Annotated in this window: 20 protein-coding genes and 1 pseudogene; 18 read left to right on the forward strand and 3 right to left on the reverse strand. The window is 32.6% G+C overall.

The features are described 5' to 3' along the window. Position 1: 1 nt before the first annotated feature. Positions 2–1,774 (forward strand): CDP-glycerol glycerophosphotransferase family protein, encoded by a 1,773-nt coding sequence (locus HNQ98_RS02830; protein WP_184284936.1) that lies wholly within the window; start codon positions 2–4, stop codon positions 1,772–1,774. A 132-nt stretch (positions 1,775–1,906) separates the two neighbouring features. Here HNQ98_RS02830 and HNQ98_RS02835 read toward each other — a convergent pair. The 3 genes and pseudogenes from HNQ98_RS02835 to HNQ98_RS02845 all read right to left on the reverse strand — a co-directional run bounded on the left by HNQ98_RS02835 (position 1,907) and on the right by HNQ98_RS02845 (position 4,037). Continuing rightward, a pseudogene (locus HNQ98_RS02835) lies at positions 1,907–2,824 on the reverse strand (IS30 family transposase). 140 nt (positions 2,825–2,964) lie between these two features. Next, a complete protein-coding gene (locus HNQ98_RS09355; RefSeq protein ID WP_184284952.1) occupies positions 2,965–3,201 on the reverse strand; it encodes a helix-turn-helix domain-containing protein in 237 nt (78 codons plus the stop codon). Further along, positions 3,180–4,037 (reverse strand): hypothetical protein, encoded by an 858-nt coding sequence (locus HNQ98_RS02845; protein ID WP_184284937.1) that lies wholly within the window; start codon positions 4,035–4,037, stop codon positions 3,180–3,182. Before HNQ98_RS02845 ends, HNQ98_RS09355 begins: the two co-directional genes overlap by 22 nt. Before the next feature lie 359 nt (positions 4,038–4,396). On the opposite strand from HNQ98_RS02845, the gene HNQ98_RS02850 reads away from it, so the two are divergent. From HNQ98_RS02850 to HNQ98_RS02930, 17 genes are all read left to right on the forward strand, one after another. Continuing rightward, positions 4,397–5,164 (forward strand): tyrosine-protein phosphatase, encoded by a 768-nt coding sequence (locus tag HNQ98_RS02850; protein ID WP_184284938.1) that lies wholly within the window; start codon positions 4,397–4,399, stop codon positions 5,162–5,164. A 24-nt stretch (positions 5,165–5,188) separates the two neighbouring features. Then, positions 5,189–5,965 carry a YveK family protein gene (locus tag HNQ98_RS02855; protein ID WP_184284939.1) on the forward strand — a complete coding sequence of 259 codons (777 nt, stop codon included), beginning with the start codon at positions 5,189–5,191 and terminating at the stop codon, positions 5,963–5,965. Positions 5,966–5,979: 14 nt separating this feature from the next. Further along, on the forward strand, positions 5,980–6,711 hold the full coding sequence (locus tag HNQ98_RS02860) for a CpsD/CapB family tyrosine-protein kinase (protein WP_184284940.1): 732 nt from the start codon (positions 5,980–5,982) through the stop codon (positions 6,709–6,711). A gap of 30 nt (positions 6,712–6,741) precedes the next feature. Further along, the gene (locus HNQ98_RS02865; RefSeq protein ID WP_184284941.1) at positions 6,742–7,416 is read left to right on the forward strand and encodes a sugar transferase; all 675 of its coding nucleotides are present in this window, start codon (positions 6,742–6,744) and stop codon (positions 7,414–7,416) included. Positions 7,417–7,452: 36 nt separating this feature from the next. Then, on the forward strand, positions 7,453–8,892 hold the full coding sequence (locus HNQ98_RS02870) for a flippase (RefSeq protein ID WP_184284942.1): 1,440 nt from the start codon (positions 7,453–7,455) through the stop codon (positions 8,890–8,892). A 135-nt stretch (positions 8,893–9,027) separates the two neighbouring features. Further along, positions 9,028–10,068 carry a glycosyltransferase gene (locus tag HNQ98_RS02875; protein ID WP_184284943.1) on the forward strand — a complete coding sequence of 347 codons (1,041 nt, stop codon included), beginning with the start codon at positions 9,028–9,030 and terminating at the stop codon, positions 10,066–10,068. Positions 10,069–10,091: 23 nt separating this feature from the next. Next, on the forward strand, positions 10,092–11,015 hold the full coding sequence (locus HNQ98_RS02880; protein WP_150289079.1) for a glycosyltransferase: 924 nt from the start codon (positions 10,092–10,094) through the stop codon (positions 11,013–11,015). Between the two features lie 31 nt (positions 11,016–11,046). Continuing rightward, positions 11,047–12,282: a hypothetical protein gene (locus HNQ98_RS02885; protein WP_184284944.1), complete on the forward strand. Its 1,236-nt coding sequence runs from the start codon at positions 11,047–11,049 to the stop codon at positions 12,280–12,282. A 43-nt stretch (positions 12,283–12,325) separates the two neighbouring features. Next, on the forward strand, positions 12,326–13,444 hold the full coding sequence (locus HNQ98_RS02890) for a glycosyltransferase (RefSeq protein ID WP_135198290.1): 1,119 nt from the start codon (positions 12,326–12,328) through the stop codon (positions 13,442–13,444). Next, positions 13,441–14,424 (forward strand): glycosyltransferase, encoded by a 984-nt coding sequence (locus tag HNQ98_RS02895; protein WP_135198291.1) that lies wholly within the window; start codon positions 13,441–13,443, stop codon positions 14,422–14,424. Before HNQ98_RS02890 ends, HNQ98_RS02895 begins: the two co-directional genes overlap by 4 nt. Before the next feature lie 705 nt (positions 14,425–15,129). After that, positions 15,130–16,002, forward strand: coding sequence for a glucose-1-phosphate thymidylyltransferase RfbA (rfbA, locus tag HNQ98_RS02900; protein WP_135198292.1), 873 nt, complete (start codon positions 15,130–15,132; stop codon positions 16,000–16,002). Between the two features lie 13 nt (positions 16,003–16,015). After that, positions 16,016–16,612: a dTDP-4-dehydrorhamnose 3,5-epimerase family protein gene (locus tag HNQ98_RS02905; RefSeq protein ID WP_135198293.1), complete on the forward strand. Its 597-nt coding sequence runs from the start codon at positions 16,016–16,018 to the stop codon at positions 16,610–16,612. A gap of 10 nt (positions 16,613–16,622) precedes the next feature. Further along, positions 16,623–17,660 carry a dTDP-glucose 4,6-dehydratase gene (rfbB, locus tag HNQ98_RS02910; protein ID WP_135197269.1) on the forward strand — a complete coding sequence of 346 codons (1,038 nt, stop codon included), beginning with the start codon at positions 16,623–16,625 and terminating at the stop codon, positions 17,658–17,660. Positions 17,661–17,698: 38 nt separating this feature from the next. After that, positions 17,699–18,562: a dTDP-4-dehydrorhamnose reductase gene (rfbD, locus tag HNQ98_RS02915; protein ID WP_135197270.1), complete on the forward strand. Its 864-nt coding sequence runs from the start codon at positions 17,699–17,701 to the stop codon at positions 18,560–18,562. A 184-nt stretch (positions 18,563–18,746) separates the two neighbouring features. After that, on the forward strand, positions 18,747–19,532 hold the full coding sequence (locus tag HNQ98_RS02920) for a hypothetical protein (RefSeq protein ID WP_172601004.1): 786 nt from the start codon (positions 18,747–18,749) through the stop codon (positions 19,530–19,532). Between the two features lie 174 nt (positions 19,533–19,706). Further along, complete coding sequence (locus HNQ98_RS02925; RefSeq protein WP_223822759.1) at positions 19,707–20,780, forward strand: AAA family ATPase; 1,074 nt, start codon at positions 19,707–19,709, stop codon at positions 20,778–20,780. A 95-nt stretch (positions 20,781–20,875) separates the two neighbouring features. Beyond that, complete coding sequence (locus HNQ98_RS02930; RefSeq protein ID WP_041773144.1) at positions 20,876–21,829, forward strand: 2-dehydropantoate 2-reductase; 954 nt, start codon at positions 20,876–20,878, stop codon at positions 21,827–21,829. Positions 21,830–21,835 lie beyond the last annotated feature (6 nt).

Here is a 21,835-nt window from a genome sequence, read left to right on the forward strand (position 1 = left end):
TATGGTAGTTGAACAGCTTGATAAGAAACATCAGAAGTTGAAAGCTGCGCATTTTCAATCTAAACGCATACAAATCATAAATGTTTTTAAAAGCATCGATACTCGAGAAAATACCTCAGCGTTATCGACAGGCATATTAGATGAACATACACATGTATTGAGCATGTCAGAAAATGCTAGAATTATTAATTTTTGGAATGAACGCAATACCTCTGAATTTTTTATAAAGGTACAAATTGATACCAATATCACGCCATATATTGTAGAGTGGCAATTGACGCCTAATAATGATAACTTGATGGGGATAGTAGTTACTACAAAAGGTATGGCAGAAAAAGGAAAGAAAACTGAAATTTTAGTTTCTTTTTCACTGGATCAAATAAAAAGTGTTGCACAGTACTGGCATTTAATGCTAACGGTGCGTGATCATCAAGATCAAAAACATATTATTATCACTAAAAGTAACTGGAAAACTAAAATCAAATTATTACCAGACGGTTATAGGCATTCTAAAAAATATAAAGATGAAGTCATTTATCCCACGATTCAATCAAATATGCATTTTGTCATCGAGGCACGGCAAATAACAAAGTATGAACAGTTTAAGTATATTAGAAGGTCTTGGCTAGCCTATTCTCTTGTTTTAATATTTTTACCATTAATTAGATATTTAAATATTTGGGTTTTTTTTGAAAAGAATGCGACATCGGCTCATGAAAATGCGTGGTTAACATTTAAAAGGATGCGGGAAATGTACCCGCAGCGATTGATATATTACGCAATAACTTGTGATACAAAAAATAAATTAAATATAACAGACAAGAATATTATTATATTAGGTACGTGGAAATATTATTTTATTATTTATCTAACAAAGTTATTGCTTTCTTCAGAGACGAGATACCATGTTTTAGGGGATTCGCAATTTCATCGATCGATGCTTGTGAATAAAATGTCAAAAAAAGTTCATATTTTTTTACAACATGGTATGAATGGTATTAAAGATGTCCCAATGTTTCATTATGGACACGGACAAATTGACTTTTTGATTGCAGCTAGTAATTGGGAAAAAGAATTGATTGTAAAAGAGTGGCATTACCCTGATAATCGTGTATTTGTTACAGGTCTTCCTAGATGGGACGAACTAGTACCTGAAATGTTGTCACGCAACGTTATTACATTTATGCCAACATGGCAGCCAGATATTACAAATTTAACACAAAATATGTTTGAAAATACTGCCCTTTATAAGACATATAAGACTTTATTCGAAAGCAGTCAGTTTGTTAATTATATGAGTCAAAATAATATTGATGCTCATCTGATATTGCATCCTAAATTTTTACGCTATTCTCAATCATTTAAAAAACTAAAATATGTAACAATTAATGTGAGTAGTGATATCACGACTTTAATTTCAAAATCACAAATATTAGTAACTGATTATTCCAGTACAGCTTGGGATTCATTGTATCTAGGACGTAAAGTGATATTTTTACGCTATGCTGACCTACATAATAATAATGGATTAAATGTCAACATGATTGGAACTGTAGTGAACGATTCAGCTAGCCTTATTGCGACTCTGATAGAAAGTAATGATCATACTCATAACCAATTAGAATCATATTTTGAACCAAAGAGTCCAAATAATACACAACGAGTAATTGAAAAATTGATGATAAATCAAAAGAAATTTAAGATACATTCTTTCACGTATCTTAACAGAAAGTTGTTGGAAATAATCAAAAGATTAGTTAGCCTAATACTTTGAAAAATCGCGGTTTATTTACATATTAGTATATGTGATTAAAAAAAGAGTTTCTATTTTTTAGCTTAAGCTAAAAAATAGAAACTCTTTTTTTATAGAAGGACAATTTTTTTTACTTATGGTAGATTGCAAGAATTAACCGATCACCACGAATTGCTGAAAAACATTTCGTGGTGATTGCCAGTTACGTGTTTTCATTGGTCGTGCATTGATCCAATGATTAATTTGATCTAATTCCTTGGCGCTAACGGTTTCAATTTTGCGCTCTTTTGGTATGAAATGTCGGACATACCGGTTTAATATCTCATTACTCCCATGCTTTTCTGGTAAATATGGGTGCGCAAAATAGATTGGAACGCCTAATTTTTGCTCAATTTCGTTATATTTTGTAAATTCTCGTCCACTATCAACTGTGATTGACTGGGCATTTTTATCCTGTTTAAGAACTTAATTAAGGCTGGTGTTAATGCTTGACTATTAGGCCCATTCATTACGGACAATATGTTGTGTCGGCTCAGTTTTTCTGTAATTGCAACTAAGACATCACCACGTTTTTTACTGGACTGCATCATATCAACTTCAAAGTGACCAAAATCTTATCTTGATTGAACATTTTTGGTCTCGATTCAATAGAACGACCATGCACAAACAGTTGACGTCTGCTATGATATCGATGCTTTTGACGAATACTTTTGTCAGGTAAATCAGCCATTGCTAGTTTGAGTAAACTAGCAGTAAGCCAATTATAAATGGTTTTGAAAGGTCTCTTGATCACGTGAGGATCAGTTTCTGGTCACCATTTCAAGACACCTATGCGAGTCATTAAGAAAGACAGTAATAGCTGGTGTTAGCGTATGCTAACGACCGCGTAAATGACGTTTATTTAGTGCCAATTCGTGGGCAGTATCAGCTTTTATAGGGTGCAACTTGATGGATTTCAATAGAGACGGTCGAGAGTGAATGATTGATGAAATGCGCAATGGCATTAACAGAATAATTTAGTTCCAGCAATGTTTGAATGACGGTGTGTTCTTGAGATGATAAACTAGGCATAGGTTGTAGTTCCTTTATGGTTGTTTTAGACAATTACCGTTAAAGGCGTTGCGACTTTTTTTATTTAAGCGTTCGGTTTAATTTTATAATCTACCATATATAAGAAGATTGTCCTTTATTTTAGTTGTTTTAGTATTAAATTATTTTTTACAATTATTGCGAAATTCAGAAGGGGTTTGCCCAACGATCAACTTAAAGGTACTGACAAAGTAGCTTTGACTATTGAATCCAACTAAGTTAGCGATATCCTGTAAAGTTAGTTGTGTTGTAAATAACAAATTTTTAGAAATGAGAATTTTTTTGTGACGTATGTATTGGTTGATAGTTAAGTTATATTTGGATTTAAATGCTGGATTTAGTGTATGTATAAGTTTAATGAAATGTCCATTAAACTCAAAGAATGCGTGATATTACGATCGATGTAATTTTTAATTTTTTCTGATATTGGTTGACCAGGGTTACTTTTTTCATCTAGAAGCAAGTTGAAAAACATACATAATATTTGATCCAACAATGTAATATTAATTTTTTCTACCTTAACTTGATCAATGATATTATAAATTTTGTTTTTCATAGAATAGATATCTTTGATAGGATAACCATAATTAATTAGTAATGTTGATAATAGCGCAACATATTCAATCAAAATATTTGTAGCAAATTTACCATTTAATTCAGAGACTAAAAACTGATTTTTTAATAATTTTGTCTTCCAAAACAAAAATTGCTGCTTATCATGGCGTAAGATTAAACTTGAAATTTTTATATTTAAGTCATTAAGAGATAGCGGGTTATCATTTATGGCGTAGCCTTCATTAGGCTCTATAGACTGTGAATTAAGGCTACTAATATAAAGTTCATCACTAGGCGCGATACTATCTGTACAGAGTTCATAAATTAATTGACAAATAATTTTTAAACGATTAAGCATTAATAGTCGGTTAATATCATTTTGCAAGTAGTTAGCCAAAGTGAAATTGGGAACTAACATAATTAGTTTGTCTTCATTCACTAAGATATTAATAGTAAAAAAATAAGTTGAATTAATCAGGCTGTAGGTGTATTTTTGTGCTTTTTTGGCGAAGTTCTTTGCTTCTGAAAAATCAAAATCAAAATTTTCGTAAATAATTCTTTTCTTGTTTGCATTTATATCAAAAAAATAAGCATTTAAATTAAAAATTTTGGTTAAATATACTACTATATTATTTTCCATAATTATACTTTTATCTCGATATTCTCAATTTTATTATAGTCCCACTTAATAATATGTAAAATATATAGTAAAAACAAGCACTGGCACTGATTATTAAATATTAGCACTCATTGTGTAATGACAAAGTTTTAGTATATTGGTAAATTTACCAAGAACAGATTATTTTATTCATTGATAAAATAATCTGTTACTTCATAGAAATATATAGTATTACTTTTTTAAAACATAATAATTTTAGAATGTATTACATACAAAAGTTTCACGTTAATTAGGTGATTACTATTGATTAGTTTCTATGATGAATCCAGAAATTAATATCACTAAAAAGAATAAATCAAATAGGGGAGGAGAGAACCGAGATGATTGATTTACATAGTCATTTGTTGCCTAATATTGATGATGGTTCGAAGTCAATTAGAGCTTCGTTGAGGTTAGCACAAGATGCTGTAGATAATGGTGTGGAAGCTGCATTGATGACACCTCATCATAGAAATGGGCAATATGTTAATCATAAAGCTGATGTGGTGAGGTCCACTGAAGAATTTCAAAATCAGTTAGATCATGAAAATATACCGCTACATGTTTTTCCTTCACAGGAAGTACGTATTAATGGTGAGTTACTAAATGATCTCGATAATGATGATATCTTATTCGCTGATGAGGGAAACCGATACCTGTTACTTGAGTTTCCCGATGATGATGTGCCAACTTACAGTAACGAAATGATCTTTAATATCATGCAACGTGGGATTAGTGTGCAAATTGCTCATCCAGAACGTAATACAAAAATCATGGCAGATCCAGATATTTTATATCAGTTAATTGAGAAGGGTGCTGTTGCTCAAGTTACTGCCAGTTCGTATGTAGGCAATTTTGGTAAAAAAGTCCAAAAATTTTCAGAATCTATCGTGGTACATAACCTGGGTCATGTCTTTGTATCTGATGCACATGACTTGCCCAATCGTAATTATGAAATGCGTGAGGCACTTGATAAGTTAGAAAAAGACCTAGGAACACCTTATAAAAAATTATTTGAAACAAATGCTGCAGCAATTCTGGACGGTAACGATGTCGAAGCGATGATACCAGAACCAATTGTTAAGCGTCGTTTTTTTAACGGTTTCTAAACTAAATAAAGGATTTAAAAAATAATGAATAACGTGATTGAGTTACGTCAGCTATGGGATATTATCCGTAAGCATTTTTTCGCAATTGTCTTCATGGCAATTATTGGGGCCGCTATTGGCTATGGTGTGGCGCGTTTCATCATTACACCAACATATAGTGCTTCAACAAGCATGTTGGTTAATCGTTCGACAGATAATACGCAAGCAGCTGCTAACTTATCAGATCAACAAGCTGATGTGCAGATTATTAATACCTATAAAAACTTGGTGATTTCAAGCAATGTGATGGGAGATGTCTCAAAAAGTTTAAGGAATCCAAACTCATCCGATCAAAAAAAGTACGATTTAACAATTGATCAATTAAAAAAAATGGTTAGTATCTCCAATGAACAAAGTTCTCAAGTATTTTCTATTAACGTAAAATCTGATGATCCAAGGGAGGCAGCCAGAGTTGCCAACATGGTATCTGATTCATTCAAAAGAAAAATCAGTGATTTTATGAAGGTTAATAATGTCTCAATTATTGATGTAGCTAAAATTCCAAAGCAACCTGTAGGTCCTAATAAAAAATTATATACATTAATTAGTACTGTTATATTTATTAGTATCATTTCATTGATTTTGTTGGTAAAGGAATTGTCTGATACTGCTGTTAGGTCACCGGAAGATGTTTCAGATTTATTAGAAATTACGAACTTAGGTACAATTGGCTATATTAAGCCAGCCTATTATGTCGATATTGTTTCTAGCAAAAAAGAAAAGAAGTCACGTTCACGTCTTAACCGTAATACTAAGCGTTAATAGGAGATAATATTATGAAATTTTTAAGAAAAAAAAGTATTAGGCATGATAACCTTTCAAATGAAACGATGTTAAAGGGAGCACGTCTAATTGCTGAAATAGAGCCTAAAAATCCTGTAACAGAGCAATTTCGAACAATACGAACAAATATTGATTTTGCATCAGTAACAAAAGGAAAAGTAACTACTTTATTGATTTCTTCGGCATTACCTTCCGAAGGAAAATCTACTATTACCGCAAATTTAGGTGTTGTTTATGCACAACAAGGGAAAAAAGTTTTAATTGTGAATGCTGATTTACGACGACCAACTGTGGCCACTACTTTTGGCATTACTAATAATTATGGATTAACAAATTATTTAGTTGATGTAGGTAGCGCTATTGACAAAACGATTCAACATACTAGTATAAAAAACTTGGATACTATTATTTCAAGACCGATACCACCTAATCCATCAGAATTATTAGGATCTAGTCGTATGACCGAATTAATTCAAACCTTGAAATTACAGTATGATATTATTCTTTTTGATGTACCACCATTTCTTATAGTTACAGATGCTCAAGTTTTACTAGATAAAATGGATGGTGTCGTCCTAACTATTGATGGAGGTAAAACGACTAAAAATGATTTACAACGTACTTCAGAAATTTTGAAAATTGCAAAAGCACCAGTTATTGGATTTATATATAATGATCGAAATAATAGAAATTCAGATCACAGTCATTATGGCTATGGTTATTAGTTTATGGTTTAGAATAGTTGAGATGGTAAAATGAAATTAAAACATAAAACTGATTCTACAAATATACGTAATGTTCAAATAATAGTTCGTAGAAAGCAATCTTACCTTATTTTAAAGAGAATAGTAGATTATATCGGTAGTGTTAGTGGTATTATATTGCTTTTTCCATTGTGTATAATTATTGCTATTTTTATTAAATTTGAGGATGGTGGCCCAGTTCTGTTTAAGCAGGAGCGAGTTGGACATAATGGGGCTAATTTTTATATCTATAAATTTAGATCTATGTGCCTAGATGCAGAAAAACTAAAGTTAGGTATATTAGAACAAAATGAAGTTAAAGGCGCTATGTTTAAAATAAAAAATGATCCTCGAATAACACATGTTGGGAAGTTCATTAGAAAACATTCGTTAGATGAATTACCGCAGCTAGTTAATGTGCTGTTAGGAGATATGAGTTTGGTCGGTCCGCGTCCGCCTTTGGTAGAAGAAGTGTTAAAATATAATGACTATCAGAAGCAACGTTTATTGGTTCGTCCAGGCTTGTCGGGATTATGGCAGATTAGTGGGCGGAACAACTTATCTTTTGATCAAATGGTTGAATTAGATCTTGAATATATTCAAAGACGTAATATGTGGTTAGACCTAACTATTATATTTAAGACTATGTATACCGTGATTAGTATAAAAAAAAATGGGGCGTGCTGATTATAATTTAAAATCAGAGTGGTTAAATACAAAGTCATGAAATTATTAAGAAACTTTTTGTACAATTCAGCTTATCAATTATTAGTTTTATTTTTGCCATTTATTACTATGCCGTATATTTCAAGAGTTTTAGGACCACGAGGAATAGGAATTAATAGTTATACTTATTCCATTGTGATGTTTTTTACCTTGTTTGGCTCGTTAGGCTTATCGATTTATGGCGCAAGAGAGATAGCAACTGTACAGGATAACATCAAAGATAGATCTGCTATCTTCTGGAATGTATTTCTTTTGAAATGTGTAACAGTAGTAATAGCGTGGGTTTTGTTCATGCTATTCATTCCCACAATTGATCATCATTATAACATCTATTACTATGCGCAATCTATATTGTTTCTAACAACAATGCTCGATGTTTCTTGGTACTTTGCGGGAATGGAGCAATTTAAAACTATTGTCATACGGAATACGTTATTAAAACTAGTGACAGTGGGGCTCGTATTTATATATGTTAAAAATGTAAATGATTTAGTATTATATATTATTTTTATAAACATAGGAAACCTAATTGCCAACGTATCTATGGTTTTTGGCTTAAAAGATCAGATACAAAAGCCAGTATATTCAAAAATATTCAATAGTTATTTTTTTATACCGCTATTACCTGCTCTGGCTTTATTCTTACCTAATATAGCGGCTAATGTCTATTTGTTATTGAATAAAGTAATGATTGGTCAGTTAGATTCAGTAATTTCGGCAGGCTTTTACCAACAATCAGATTCGATTATTAAAATAGTTGTTGCCATTATAACCTCGTTAGGTACTGTTTTAATGCCGAGAGTTTCTAGTTTATACTCTGAAAAAAAATTTAGAGAAATCAAAAAGTATGTTTATAAGTCTATGAATTTTTCTTTAGCATTAAGTTTTCCATTGATGCTGGGAATTATAGGTATCTCCTCATATTTTGTTCCATGGTTTTTTGGGCCTGGATATGAAAGTGTCGTTGTTCTAATAAGAGTAGAATCTATAACTTTAGTTTTAATTGCAATCAGCAATGTTTTGGGGATGCAATTTTTAGTTCCAACGAGACGTACACGTGATTTCACAATATCAATTACCACTGGAGCTATAGTCAATATTGCCCTTAATCCATTTTTAATAATGAGATTTGGTGCTCTGGGTGCTATGGTTGCAACCGTAGTTGCTGAATTAGTTGTGGTAATAGTTCAGATGTATTTATTACGCAACGCTTTTAATTTTCTAAAGCTTTTTTCTGGCGTATGGAAATATTTTATATGTGCCTTAATTATGGCACTCGCAATAATATTTATAAATCATCATCTTGAACTTGAAAGTAAGTGGATCATTATATTATGCGACGTAGTGATAGGTATATTTACTTATGTTATGAGTAATATTTTGTTTAGAACAGATATTGTTATGGAATTGAATCATTTTAGGAAACATAAATTTTAAGAAATATACAGTATTCATGAGGTTATTAACAGTAAAGGGTGTCAGGTACAGTTTAATATCTGGTCATCTACGTATTGTAAAACATATAGGAGCAAAATTATTATCAAAAAGAAATTATTATTTATTGTAGAAGCAATGGGCGGTGGTGTCTTTACGTATATTTATAATTTGTCCAATGAATTGAGTTTTAAGTATGATATTTATATCGCATACAGCACTCGTCCACAAACACCTACTAATTTTAAAAGTTTTTTTAACCAAAATATACAGCTTATTGAAGTTCATGATTTCAAAAGAGAAATAAATTTTGTTTCAGATTTAAAAAGTGCAATTGAGTTACGCAAAATTGTGAATAAAATTAATCCAGATATTATTCACTTACACTCATCAAAGGCCGGTGCCATAGGTAGGATAATTTTTAACAATAGGAAAATACCTCTATTTTACACACCACATGGCTATAGTTTTTTAATGAATGGTAATTATCTAAAAAACAAGTTTTATATGTTGGTTGAATTGAATTTATCTAAATTAAGATGTACAACTATTTCCTGTAGTTTGGGGGAGCATGAAGAAACTTTGAAGATGACGCATAATGCAAGGGTTGTTAATAATGGTATTAATATTAGTGAAATAGAAAGTATTTTAGCGAAAACATCTTTGAATACAAAGAAAAGTATTACACGTCAAGTATTTACATTGGGTAGGATAACTGAGCAAAAAAATCCATATTTATTTAATCAAATAGCAGAAGCTATGCCTAATATTAAGTTCCTTTGGATCGGTGATGGTGAGCTAAGAGACATGTTAACAGCTGAAAATATTGAAATAAAAGGCTGGTTAAGTAGAGAAGATGCATTGGTTACTGCGAGCAAAGCAGATGTTTTTCTGCTAACTTCTAAATGGGAGGGATTACCCATATCGTTACTAGAGGCTATGTACTTAAAAAAAACGTGTGTAGTTAGTAATGTGATTGGTAATAAAGATGTTATTGAGGACAAGTATAATGGTTTTATATGCAATAATATTACAGACTATATTACTGCGATTTCTTCCAATCAAAAATTGCTAGGTCAGAAAGCCCATGAAACTATACTTAGTAAATATAACATGCATCTTATGGGTGAAGAATATAACAAAATTTATTCTGAAGGTATGAACAAATATAAAAAGTGAACTTGATTTTGGAGATGAGATGAATGTTTAGATATGCTACAGTGATAGTAACTTATAATCGGGTTAGTAAATTAAAAAAAGAGATTCAAAGTTTGATAGAACAAAAAATACTTCCAGAGAAAATTATTATCATAGATAATTGTTCAAATGATGGCACTAAAACATATCTTGAATCGCTGTTAAATTCAGATATGAGAGAGATGCTGATTTATAAACGACTTGATGATAATTTTGGTGGATCTCGGGGCTTCTACGAAGGTATTAAAGAAGCTATGCAATTAGAAAATATTGATTGGATCGCCCTAGGAGATGACGATATTAACTATGATGTGCATTTCTTTGAGAATATTTCGTTAAAGAGTAAAGCAAATGGGCGTATTTGTTGCTTTACTGGTAAGGTATTGTACCCGAATGAAGATTTACAATTAGCGCATCGCAGACGTATTATTGATTTTTTGTCGTTAAAGCAACAAAATGTCGAAGCAGAGGAATACAGTAATGATTTTTTGATAGATATTTTTTCTTTTGTTGGTGTCGTTATTAACAAAAAAATTATTAGCAAAGCAGGTTTGCCAGAAAAAGATTATTTTATTTGGTGTGATGATACAGAGTATTCGCTTAGGGTTAGACAATATACACAAATTTTAAACGTGTGCAATGCCAGTGTTTTTCATGATACTATTAATAATGAAAATAGTCGATTTGAACCAAGTTGGAAAATGTATTATGGAAAACGTAATACGATATTAATGAATAAGAAGCATTCAAAAAATCCAGTGTACTATAAAATATTGATTCCTTTTTTTTATACAAAAGATATTTGTTCCTTATTTATTAAATTTAGGTACTATCATCCATTCATCAAAAAAATGATGTTCATTTACTATAATGCTTATAAAGATGGTATAAGGGGTATCAAAGGAAAAAATAAACAATTTCTACCATGAGTATATCAATTGGATAGTTTGAGGTGAAAAAATGAAGTATTTACCATTAAGAATAGTAGAAAGCTTACTTTCTATATTTTTAATAATAGGATGTGCCAGTATTTATGTTCACGGTGATGAAATTATTAAATCAGCTATTAATATCGGTGTTTTTTTACTAATTATTTTATTATCCTGTATATCATTTTATTTACTGTCTGTTGAACATAAATTGACTTATAAATGGCTTGTTTTGTGGTTTAGTTATTTTATATTTTTTTTAATTCCATTCACTCTTTTGAATAACTTAAATTATCCTATGGGAAATTTTTTTGTTTTACAATTTTCTTTGTTACCGGGATTGGTGTTTTATTTTCAGTTTTGTCGCACAGTTGGGAATCCATGGGCATTGATGTTAAAGATAGATAAGTTTATTAATGTAGTAGCCATAATATCTCTTATCTTTTGGATATTATTTTCTATATTACATATATCATTACCAACGGGGACGATTGTTATTGATTGGGGACCAAGGAGATTAATACCGTCTTTTTATGGCATATATTTTGAAACGCAGCCTGTGAATTTTTATGGTCTTTCTATCATTCGAAATACAGCTTTTTTTACCGAAGGTCCAATGTATGCTTTCATATTATCAATTAGTTTGATTTCAAGAATTTTTTTATTCAATAAAAGTATTAAAAGTAGTTTCCTAATCATACTTACTATGCTTACCACGGTTACGAGTACCTCACTTGTTGTTATAGGATTGACATTGTTTTTTAAATATTTAAAGGATGGTAAGCGACCATCTGTAAACACATTCAAAAAAATTTTGCTACCGTTTGTTAGTATTATATTATTGATTTTTGTTGCTTTCATATTAGAACAAAAAACTAAGGGTGGAGAATCGTTTGGTATTAGAATGGATGATATCCATGCAGCTTTTCTAACTTGGAAATCACATCCTTTTGTTGGAAATGGTATTGGTAATTTTCAAAGCTTAATAAATAATATGAATTCATTTAGGATACAGTTTAAGTCACCAATTGAAATTGGGTTTAGTAGTGGATTATTTCAAGTATTTGCTTTGGGAGGAATATTTCTCACAATCATATATATATATCCGTTTGTTGCTTTTTCAGTGCGGCAATACAAGCAAATAGGAATTTTCTCTATTGCATTCCCTATTATATTACTGATTATTTTTACTTTTTCTATTATTAGTTATGAATGGCTATTTCTTATAATATTGGCAATGCTTTATACTAATTCATTAAGAAATTAAATTCATCAATAACTCTTTTTGTATTTAAAAAGGTGATGACGACATGAAACAAAATAAAAACAAAGTTATATTACATTTTATATCAGGAATAAAGTCAGGAGGGGTAGAACAATTTTTAATTAATTACTCACCTTACTTAATAGAAAACGGATTCGTTGTCTATGTAGCTTATCAACATGAAGCACATGCCAAATCATTAGTTAAATTAGAAAATGCAGGATGTATATGCATTAGGCTTGCTAATAAAAGAAAACATCCTATTAAAAATTTAATTGATAGCATTAAATTAATCAAAAAGATTAATCCAGATATTGTAGAGTGTCACCAAGATTTAGCAAATTTTTTCCCGTTAATAGCTGCTAGATTTTCAGGTTCTAAGGTTCGTATCGCACATATTCACAGTAGTAACACAGATGTAAATATGCCAAAATTAATTCTGCGTTTTATGAAGTACCTAATAAAAGTTAATGCAACTCAACGTGTTGCATGTAGTACCAATGCTGGTAACTTTGTCTATGGAAATCTATCTTTTAATGTTATTCCCAATGCTATCAATATGATTGAATATAGATTCAATCATATTGATAGACAAAAATACAGAGCAATGTTAAAACTAACAGATACTTTTGTTATTGGACATGTTGGAAGATTAACTCGAGCTAAGAATCACATCAGGCTGTTTAGTATTTTTCAAGAGATCAAAAAGCATCATGAAAATGCTAAATTATTATTAATCGGTGGTGGTGAATTAGAGCAAGAATTAAAACATGCTGCAAAAGTTATGAATTTATCAAATTATATTATTTTTTTAGGAGAAACAAATAATGTAGAAAAATACTATTCGGTCATGGATATTATGATTCTTCCGTCTCTATACGAAGGAGGACCTATTGCAGCGATTGAAGGGCAAGCAAATGGACTTTCAATGGTTTTGAGTAACAAGGTAGATCCTAGTGTTGAAATTTTGAAAAGCACTAAATTACTATCTTTGCAAGCAACTAATCAAGAGTGGTTTTATGAAATTGAAAAATTGAGAATGGTATCTAGAGATAGAATGAATGATAATCTACAGATGCAAAATACTGACTTCAATATTGAGCATGGTAAGGTAAATCTATTTAGATTTTATCTATTCTTATTGGCTGAGGAGGAAAAAGTATGAGCATTGGCAAAGTTTCCGTAGTTATGGCCACTTATAATGGTGAGAAGTATATATTTAATCAGCTAGAATCACTGAGAATGCAGAATTATTCAATTGATGAAGTGATTATTTGCGATGATTGTTCAACTGATAAAACTCTTGGGATCATACAGAAATATATTTTAACCAATAGTCTTACAACTTGGTCAGTGGAACAAAATACTAAAAACTTAGGATGGAAACAAACATTTTGGAATTTATTGCATGAGGCGCATTATGATTTTATATTTTTAAGTGACCAGGATGATATTTGGAATATAAATAAAATTAACCTACTTAGGTCTATAATGTTTAAGAATCAGGAGATACAGTTATTAGCCAGTGCTTTTACTCCGTTTTATAAAAACAATATTAATTTATTGTTGAATGAGGGCAGTGATAGTAATAATGATATCAGAATTGATAAATTGGCATTTGTTGATAATTTTTTGAAAGTTACCCGTCCAGGGTGCAGCTTTGTAATCAGAAAGACACTTGTATCAGATGCAGATAGTTATTGGTCCAAAAACCAGCCACATGACTTTGTTTTATGGAACACAGCATTACTAAATGGTGGTGCTTATTTACTTAATCAATCTTTGATTTACTGGCGAGTACATCATACTAGTGCTGATTTTTCGCGAAAATATTCTGTAAGAGAAATGATACTAAACCCAGTTAATGTTCATCACACTGCTCTTATCAAAAAAAAGCAATATATTGATTTTAATCTCAGCTTTTTAAGTGAATGTATTCAAAATAGAAACAATAAATATTTTAGTATTGTTTCTACCAAATATAATTTTTTGACTTTGAGAAAAAAATATCTTGTTGAACACAGTTTCTTTTTATTTTTTAGATCTTTTCTAAAATACAATAAGAATTATCATTTGAAAATGTGCCTTGGTGATATTTATTTTATTTTTGGATCAAAAATTTTTGGATCAGAGGATATTTCTTAGAATAAATTCGTTATCTTGAATACTTAATATTATTAATGATAGATGTCATCAATGTAAACTATATTTCGCTTTTTTAATTCAGTGATTACTTAAATTATATAAAATAAACACAAATAGTGCCGGTTCATAGAAATGTTTTCTTACATAATTTTATCTAGTCACAATGGTGATGGAATTGATTTATGATAGTGAATGATTTGGGAGTCAATATTAGCATTGATATTAATTGGTATTAAAAATTATTGCATTTTTAAAATTTTAAATATCTTGAATGAATTGAAATTCTTTTAGAAACCATCAATTTGAATTAGGGATGAAGCAACCAATATATAGTTGAGAATTAATCCTGTGTTTTATCAGATTTGATTTTTCTAATACGGTAAACTGTTAAATCAGTCTTGTGTAACAGTTTAGTGATAGTTAGAAATATAAACATTTATGATGATCTTTGAGACTGTTTCACCAACTGCTCTGAAGCGTTCACGATTATAGAATAACCTTCGAAGGGGGTGCTTCAACAGGAAAAGTGGTTGCTGGGTTAGGACGTGTTGTTAATCAACATATGAATACCCAGAGATAGTTCAATTAACGACCACTATATGATCAGTTTCTATTGATTTTTAAAAGGTGAAGATGATGAAAAATTAGTATACTAACCTGATTTGTGTTATGAAAAAATATGTTGTATAAATTTAAGGAGACAAGATGAAAGGCATTATCCTCGCTGGGGGTTCCGGTACGAGACTTTATCCAATTACTAAGGCGACAAGTAAGCAACTTGTGCCAATCTATGATAAGCCAATGATTTACTATCCCTTGTCAGTATTGATGTTAGCTGGTATTAAAGATATTTTGCTCATTTCTACACCTGAGTATGTTGGACAGTTTGAAGAACTACTAGGTGATGGTCATGAACTTGGATTAACTATTGAATATGCTGTTCAAGAGGAACCACGAGGGTTGGCTGATGCATTTATTGTTGGTGCTGCCTTCATTGGTAATGATACAGTTGCTTTGGTATTAGGTGATAACGTATTTTATGGTGCAGGCTTATCTGAAAAGCTACAAAAAGCTGCAGAAAAAACTGCTGGTGCCACAGTTTTTGGTTATCAAGTTAAAGATCCTGAACGCTTTGGCGTGATCGGATTTGATAATGAAGGTAAAGCATTATCGATTGTTGAAAAGCCAACAAAGCCACAATCGAATTATGCTGTCACTGGTTTATATTTCTATGATAATGATGTTGTAGAAATTGCGGCCAACGTTAAGCCATCCGCACGTGGTGAAATTGAAATTTCTGATATTAACCAAGCCTATTTGGATCGTGGTGATTTAGATGTGCAGGTAATGGGACGCGGTTATGCTTGGCTTGATACAGGAACACATGACTCATTGCTAGAAGCATCATCTTTTATTGCAACGATTCAGAAACAGCAAAATCTTAAAGTTGCTTCTCTTGAGGAAATTGCATATCGCATGGGTTATATTGACATGACTCAATTAGAAAAACTAGCCCAACCATTAAAAAAGAATGATTACGGTCAATACTTACTGCGAATTGTTGCTGAAGAAGGCTAAGGGAGAAGATAATATGACTGAAGATTTTTTTGAAAAAGAACTAGCTGCACGTCAAATTACTGCTATTCCTGGGATGATTGAATTTGATATCTCCGTGCACGGCGATAATCGTGGCTGGTTTAAGGAAAATTTCCAAAAGGAAAAGATGTTACCATTAGGCTTTCCAGAATCGTTCTTTAAAGATGATAGCTTACAAAACAATGTGTCATTATCGCGCCAAGGTGTTTTACGTGGATTACATGCAGAGCCATGGGATAAATATATTTCTGTTGCTGATAATGGTCGTGTGCTAGGTTCTTGGGTTGATTTACGTGAAGGTAATTCGTTCGGTCATGTGTACCAGACCCTTATTGATGCTAGTAAGGGTATCTATATTCCACGTGGTGTAGCTAATGGTTTTCAAGTATTGAGTGAAACAGTTTCCTATTCATATTTGGTAAATGATTACTGGGCATTAGAACTCAAGCCAAAGTACGCTTTTGTCAATTACGCTGATCCTGCTTTAGGTATTACATGGGAAGATGTCGAAAATGCGGAAGTCAGTCAAGCAGACAAAAACCATCCGTTGCTTAAAGACGTTGTACCCTTAAAGAAAGAACAATTGGAATAGGAGAACAGCTATGACTGAATATAAGAATATCTTAGTAACTGGTGGTGCTGGTTTTATTGGTGCTAATTTTGTACGTTATATTGTTGAAGAACATCCTGATGTTTTTGTTACTGTATTAGACAAGTTAACTTATGCGGGTAATAAGGAGAATCTAGCTGGTTTACCTGAGGATCGTGTGAAGTTAGTGGTTGGCGATATTGCTGATGCACCATTAGTTGATAAGTTAGTTGCCGAAACAGATGCTGTGATTCATTATGCTGCTGAAAGCCATAATGATAACTCATTGAAAGATCCGTCACCATTTGTTCAAACGAATATTATTGGCACTTACACATTAATTGAAGCTGCACGTAAGTACAATAAGCGTTTCCATCATGTATCGACTGATGAAGTTTATGGTGATTTACCATTACGTGAAGATTTACCAGGACATGGTGAAGGTGCGGGCGAAAAGTTCACGCCGGAATCACAATATCGTCCTTCAAGCCCTTATTCATCAACTAAAGCAGGCTCTGATTTATTGGTTCGTGCTTGGGTACGATCATTTGGGTTGCAAGCAACAATTTCTAACACATCAAATAATTATGGTCCTTACCAACACATTGAAAAATTCATTCCACGACAAGTGACAAATATTATTTCTGGGATCAAACCAAAGCTATATGGCGCAGGTAAAAATGTACGTGATTGGATTCACACTTATGACCATGCGACCGCTGTCTGGGCAATTTTGACAAAAGGAAAAATTGGCGAAACTTATTTAGTTGGTGCCGATGGCGAAAAAGATAATATTTCTGTACTACATGCCATTTTGAAGGATATGGGTAAGTCTGAAGATGATTTTGAGTTTGTTCAAGATCGTTCAGGTCATGATTTACGTTATGCTATTGATGCCACAAAGATTCGTGAAGAATTAGGTTGGGCGCCAAAGTACACAGATTTTGAGTCTGGCTTGGCTGATACAATTCAGTGGTATAAAGATCACCAATCATGGTGGCAAGCCGAAAAAGATGAAGTTGAAGCGAAATACGCACAAAATAATCAATAATAATAGTCAGCGTAAGCTGGCTTTTTTAGGAGAGAGATATGAAATATTTAATTACTGGTGCTAATGGACAGCTCGGTCAAGAATTACAAAAATTACTGCGTGAACGTGAGCTAGATTTTGTGGCCTTTGATTCAAAGCAATTAGACATCACAGACCGTGAGGCCGTTTTGGCAGCGTTTAAAAAAGTTCAACCAGATGTTGTTTTACATGCTGCTGCGTACACTAAGGTTGATTTGGCAGAAGACGAAGGTCATGAGTTAAATTGGCAAGTTAATGTCAATGGGACCAAAAATATCGCTGATGCCGCTGAATTACATGATGCCAAGCTAGTGGCAGTATCAACGGACTATGTATTTGATGGCACCAATGGTGAAGACTATCTTGAAACTGACCCTGTGAATCCTAAGAATGCCTATGGGCGTGCGAAGTTAGCTGGCGAATTAGCTGTTACTGAAAGTCATGCCAATGCGTATATTGTACGTACGAGTTGGGTATTTGGTGAATTTGGCAACAATTTTGTTTACACGATGCAACGTTTGGCAGCTACACATCCAAAACTGACAGTTGTCAATGATCAATTAGGGCGACCAACTTGGGCGCGAACTTTAGCTGAATTTATGCTGCATTTGGTTAATGTAGAAGCGGCTTATGGTACTTATCACTTGTCTAATGGTGGTACGGCCACATGGTTTGACTTTGCACGTGAGATTTTAAAAGATACGGATGTTGAAGTGGCTCCAGTGACTAGTGCAGAATTCCCGCAAAAAGCCTATCGGCCCAAGCATTCGGTGATGAGCCTTGATAAAGCCAAGGCGACAGGATTTGAAATTTTGAATTGGCGTGAGGCTTTGGGGATGTTTTTGAAGGATTCGGAACCTATATCCTTAAATTCAATATGCTAGTGCAGCCACAATGTAACTAAATGTTTATCAATACAGTATAATCAAGTTAAAAAATCTTTTAGGAGATTTTTTTTATTTTTCTCAAAAGGAACTAAAATGAAAGATATGAAAGCGTTTTCAATAAAATTGTGATATAATTATAGATGTAATGAAAGCCAAAACAGTAAGAACAATGGAGGAACTTATGAAAAGTGTCTATTTAGAAGAATTCATGAAGAACGTTACTCAAAAGAGTAAGCACATTGAACGGACTGTCAGTATCTATTTCAGATCTAGTGACAATTTTGCTGAAAACAAGTCACGTTGGAATCAAATTCAGAAAAAAATTAGTCCTGACGTCAATGAGCAATCATTTGAAGATGCCATGGCAAAGTACCGATTGACTGAATTGAGACAAGTGACTTCAGCTATTTTCGTTATAGGTGAGGATGTACTTGTTTATACTAGTCCACATCTTGAAATTGATAATGATGAAGTTACTGTGGGTAGCACGCCACAACTTGAACGGTTAGAAGCTTTAAGTGTTAAGTTCCCAACTAGTTTAGTTTTGGATGTTGATTATGAATCTATTACTGTCTTTTTCGTCGATGATCGTGGTATCGAAGACATCACCGAAGAATTTGGCGACTTGACATTACAGAGTTATCTTGGCAGTGAATTCCGTATTGGTAAAAGTAATCATGTATCTGTCGGTAATAAAGCTGTTGCCGTTCATGGACACAATCCAGCAAAAGAAATTAAAAAGAATGATCAAATCAGATTTTATCAAGGCGCTTCACCAGATATTGTACGATTTATCGATGATAACTATAAAGGGATACCAGTTATTTTAGGTGGCGCTTCTCAGAATATTAGTACATTTTCCGATGCAGTGGGAAAAAACTTACTACAGAAGTTAAACGATAAAAAAATTGATGGTCATTTTAATGCCAAAAATGAAATTTATGAAGCTTATCAAAATCTTTTTTGAAATGCAAAAATATGATGAATAAATAGAAGATAGCGACTATATTGGTCGTTATCTTTTTTAAGCCATGAGTGCTTACAGAGAAAATAATAACTCAAATATAGTATCGGGCGTATAATAGTCAGTAGAATATTGAAAATAAGAAGTTGAGCTACAGTCACGGAAATGAAAGGTGCGATGTTAAAGACAGCCAATTTACGTACAATTGCCGATAATGTCGATCAAGTGGCAATTAGACAATATCTGATTAGTCGTGGTATTTTATCTCTCCGTGAGCAAGAATTACAGGGTATTATCAGATTAGTCAGTTATTTTTCAGGTGAGCAAGTTGATTTAAATCACGTTTATATCGGTTATAGTATGCCGGAAATTAGTAAGGAATTTGACTTACTGCTTTTTGATAAATCACATCATATTATTAATATTGAATTAAAAAGTGATGTCAACTATGCAGAAGAAAAAGTGAAAAAGCAACTGATTAACAATAAATATTACTTAGCTGCTGTTGCAACATCGGTTAAATTATTTACTTATAATTCTGATTCAGATAGATTGTATACATTGAATCATCAAAATGAATTAACATCTTTTAGCATGTTGTCGATGGCTAGTTTTTTGAATTCAGAGTTTTACAAGCGTATGATAGCTTTTAAAAGTGTTGATTTAGGAGATTTAGATCAGCTTTTTAATGCCAAATCGTATCTTGTGTCACCATTTCAGCAAACATTTGAATTTCTAAAAGGAAACTACACGCTGACACATCATCAAAGATTACTGCAAGATGAGATGTTAGCCACGCAAAACAGCGGTATTTATGCGGTGAGGACACCAGCGGGTATTGGGAAACCATTAATGCTGTATGATACTTTTAAGCAAGTTAGAAAGGTTAATGCTACGTTACTTGTACACGTTGGCAAGCTGAATGCGACTCAGGAAGGTTTAAGACGTCACCAAGGTTGGCAAATTTTACCGATCCGGCAGTTCATTAAAAAATTGAAAGCAGCAAAACTACAAGCATTCGACTATATTTTTGTTGATGAAGCACAGAAATTATCTGTCAAAAATGTCAACACAATGTGTCGGTATTTTGCAAAAAATACTGCAATCGTTTTCTTAATTGGTGACCCAAATCAAAAGTCCAAAACGTCAGATAATAACCACTATTATTTTTCAACTATTATGCCAGCCTTTGGCAATGAAAATATTAAAGCATTAAAGCTGACTCATTCTGCTTTTGACACTAAAAAATAATAATGGTCAGTGTTTAAACACCTTTATAAAAATATGATAAGCTAGAAAAAAGGACTATGGAGGAGACGTACCTTACGGTACGTAACGTATTAACTATGAAAATAGCAATTGCAGGTTTCGGGGCACTAGGTGCACGTTTGGGTGTCAAGTTACAAAGTGCAGGGCATGAGGTGATCGGTATTGATGGTTGGGCAGCACACATTGCAGCTATTAATACAGATGGTTTGACAGTTGTTCATGAGGACAATGCACCCAAAAAATATTATCTGCCTGTTATGACACCAAAAGAGGTCGACGGTGAATTTGATTTAATTATTTTACTCACTAAAACGCCACAGTTAAATCGTATGTTAACTGACATTCAACCAATCATCACACCAAAAACAAAACTACTTGTACTTTCAAATGGATTAGGTAATATTGAAATCATGGCACAGCATGTGGCACGTGACCAAATTTTGGCCGGTGTGACGTTGTGGACATCTACATTAGTCAAGCCCGGTGAAATTCACACAACAGGTAGTGGTTCGATTAAACTACAAGCGATTGGTGAATCTGATATCACGCCTATTGTAGATGCGATGAACGAAGCTCACTTAAATGTGGCAACAACAAATGACGTGTTAACTGCTATTTGGCATAAAGCAGGCATTAATTCAGTGCTCAACCCATTGTCGGTGTTACTAAATGCAAGTCTTGCTGAGTTTGGTACTGCTAGTAATGCCATGGACATGGCTTTAAACATTCTCGAAGAGATTCGAGAGGTAGGTGCGACACGTGGTATTAAAGTTGATATTAACGCCATTATTGCCGACCTAATCAAACTCATACGTCCTGAAAATGCCGGTAACCATTATCCATCAATGTATCAAGATATTAAAAACGGTAAATATACGGAGATTGATTTCTTGAACGGTTATTTTGCTAAAGTAGGACGTCAAGAGAATGTACCAACACCGTTCAATACTTTGGTCACACGCATGATACATGCCAAAGAGGATATTGAACGCGTGAAGCTGGCTAAACAACAAGAGACTTTTGAAATTTAATATTCA

Source organism: Leuconostoc carnosum (genome assembly GCF_014207505.1).
Taxonomy (GTDB): Bacteria; Bacillota; Bacilli; order Lactobacillales; family Lactobacillaceae; genus Leuconostoc; species Leuconostoc carnosum.

What these genes read in the sequence shown, in the direction of transcription:
- HNQ98_RS02830 (WP_184284936.1), top strand. Translation starts at nt 2, where the DNA reads ATGGTAGTTGAACAGCTTGATAAGAAACATCAGAAGTTGAAAGCTGCG.
- HNQ98_RS02845 (WP_184284937.1), bottom strand. Translation starts at nt 4,037, where the DNA reads ATGGAAAATAATATAGTAGTATATTTAACCAAAATTTTTAATTTAAAT.
- HNQ98_RS02850 (WP_184284938.1), top strand. Translation starts at nt 4,397, where the DNA reads ATGATTGATTTACATAGTCATTTGTTGCCTAATATTGATGATGGTTCG.
- HNQ98_RS02855 (WP_184284939.1), top strand. Translation starts at nt 5,189, where the DNA reads ATGAATAACGTGATTGAGTTACGTCAGCTATGGGATATTATCCGTAAG.
- HNQ98_RS02860 (WP_184284940.1), top strand. Translation starts at nt 5,980, where the DNA reads ATGAAATTTTTAAGAAAAAAAAGTATTAGGCATGATAACCTTTCAAAT.
- HNQ98_RS02865 (WP_184284941.1), top strand. Translation starts at nt 6,742, where the DNA reads ATGAAATTAAAACATAAAACTGATTCTACAAATATACGTAATGTTCAA.
- HNQ98_RS02870 (WP_184284942.1), top strand. Translation starts at nt 7,453, where the DNA reads ATGAAATTATTAAGAAACTTTTTGTACAATTCAGCTTATCAATTATTA.
- HNQ98_RS02875 (WP_184284943.1), top strand. Translation starts at nt 9,028, where the DNA reads ATGGGCGGTGGTGTCTTTACGTATATTTATAATTTGTCCAATGAATTG.
- HNQ98_RS02880 (WP_150289079.1), top strand. Translation starts at nt 10,092, where the DNA reads ATGTTTAGATATGCTACAGTGATAGTAACTTATAATCGGGTTAGTAAA.
- HNQ98_RS02885 (WP_184284944.1), top strand. Translation starts at nt 11,047, where the DNA reads ATGAAGTATTTACCATTAAGAATAGTAGAAAGCTTACTTTCTATATTT.
- HNQ98_RS02890 (WP_135198290.1), top strand. Translation starts at nt 12,326, where the DNA reads ATGAAACAAAATAAAAACAAAGTTATATTACATTTTATATCAGGAATA.
- HNQ98_RS02895 (WP_135198291.1), top strand. Translation starts at nt 13,441, where the DNA reads ATGAGCATTGGCAAAGTTTCCGTAGTTATGGCCACTTATAATGGTGAG.
- rfbA (WP_135198292.1), top strand. Translation starts at nt 15,130, where the DNA reads ATGAAAGGCATTATCCTCGCTGGGGGTTCCGGTACGAGACTTTATCCA.
- HNQ98_RS02905 (WP_135198293.1), top strand. Translation starts at nt 16,016, where the DNA reads ATGACTGAAGATTTTTTTGAAAAAGAACTAGCTGCACGTCAAATTACT.
- rfbB (WP_135197269.1), top strand. Translation starts at nt 16,623, where the DNA reads ATGACTGAATATAAGAATATCTTAGTAACTGGTGGTGCTGGTTTTATT.
- rfbD (WP_135197270.1), top strand. Translation starts at nt 17,699, where the DNA reads ATGAAATATTTAATTACTGGTGCTAATGGACAGCTCGGTCAAGAATTA.
- HNQ98_RS02920 (WP_172601004.1), top strand. Translation starts at nt 18,747, where the DNA reads ATGAAAAGTGTCTATTTAGAAGAATTCATGAAGAACGTTACTCAAAAG.
- HNQ98_RS02925 (WP_223822759.1), top strand. Translation starts at nt 19,707, where the DNA reads ATGTTAAAGACAGCCAATTTACGTACAATTGCCGATAATGTCGATCAA.
- HNQ98_RS02930 (WP_041773144.1), top strand. Translation starts at nt 20,876, where the DNA reads ATGAAAATAGCAATTGCAGGTTTCGGGGCACTAGGTGCACGTTTGGGT.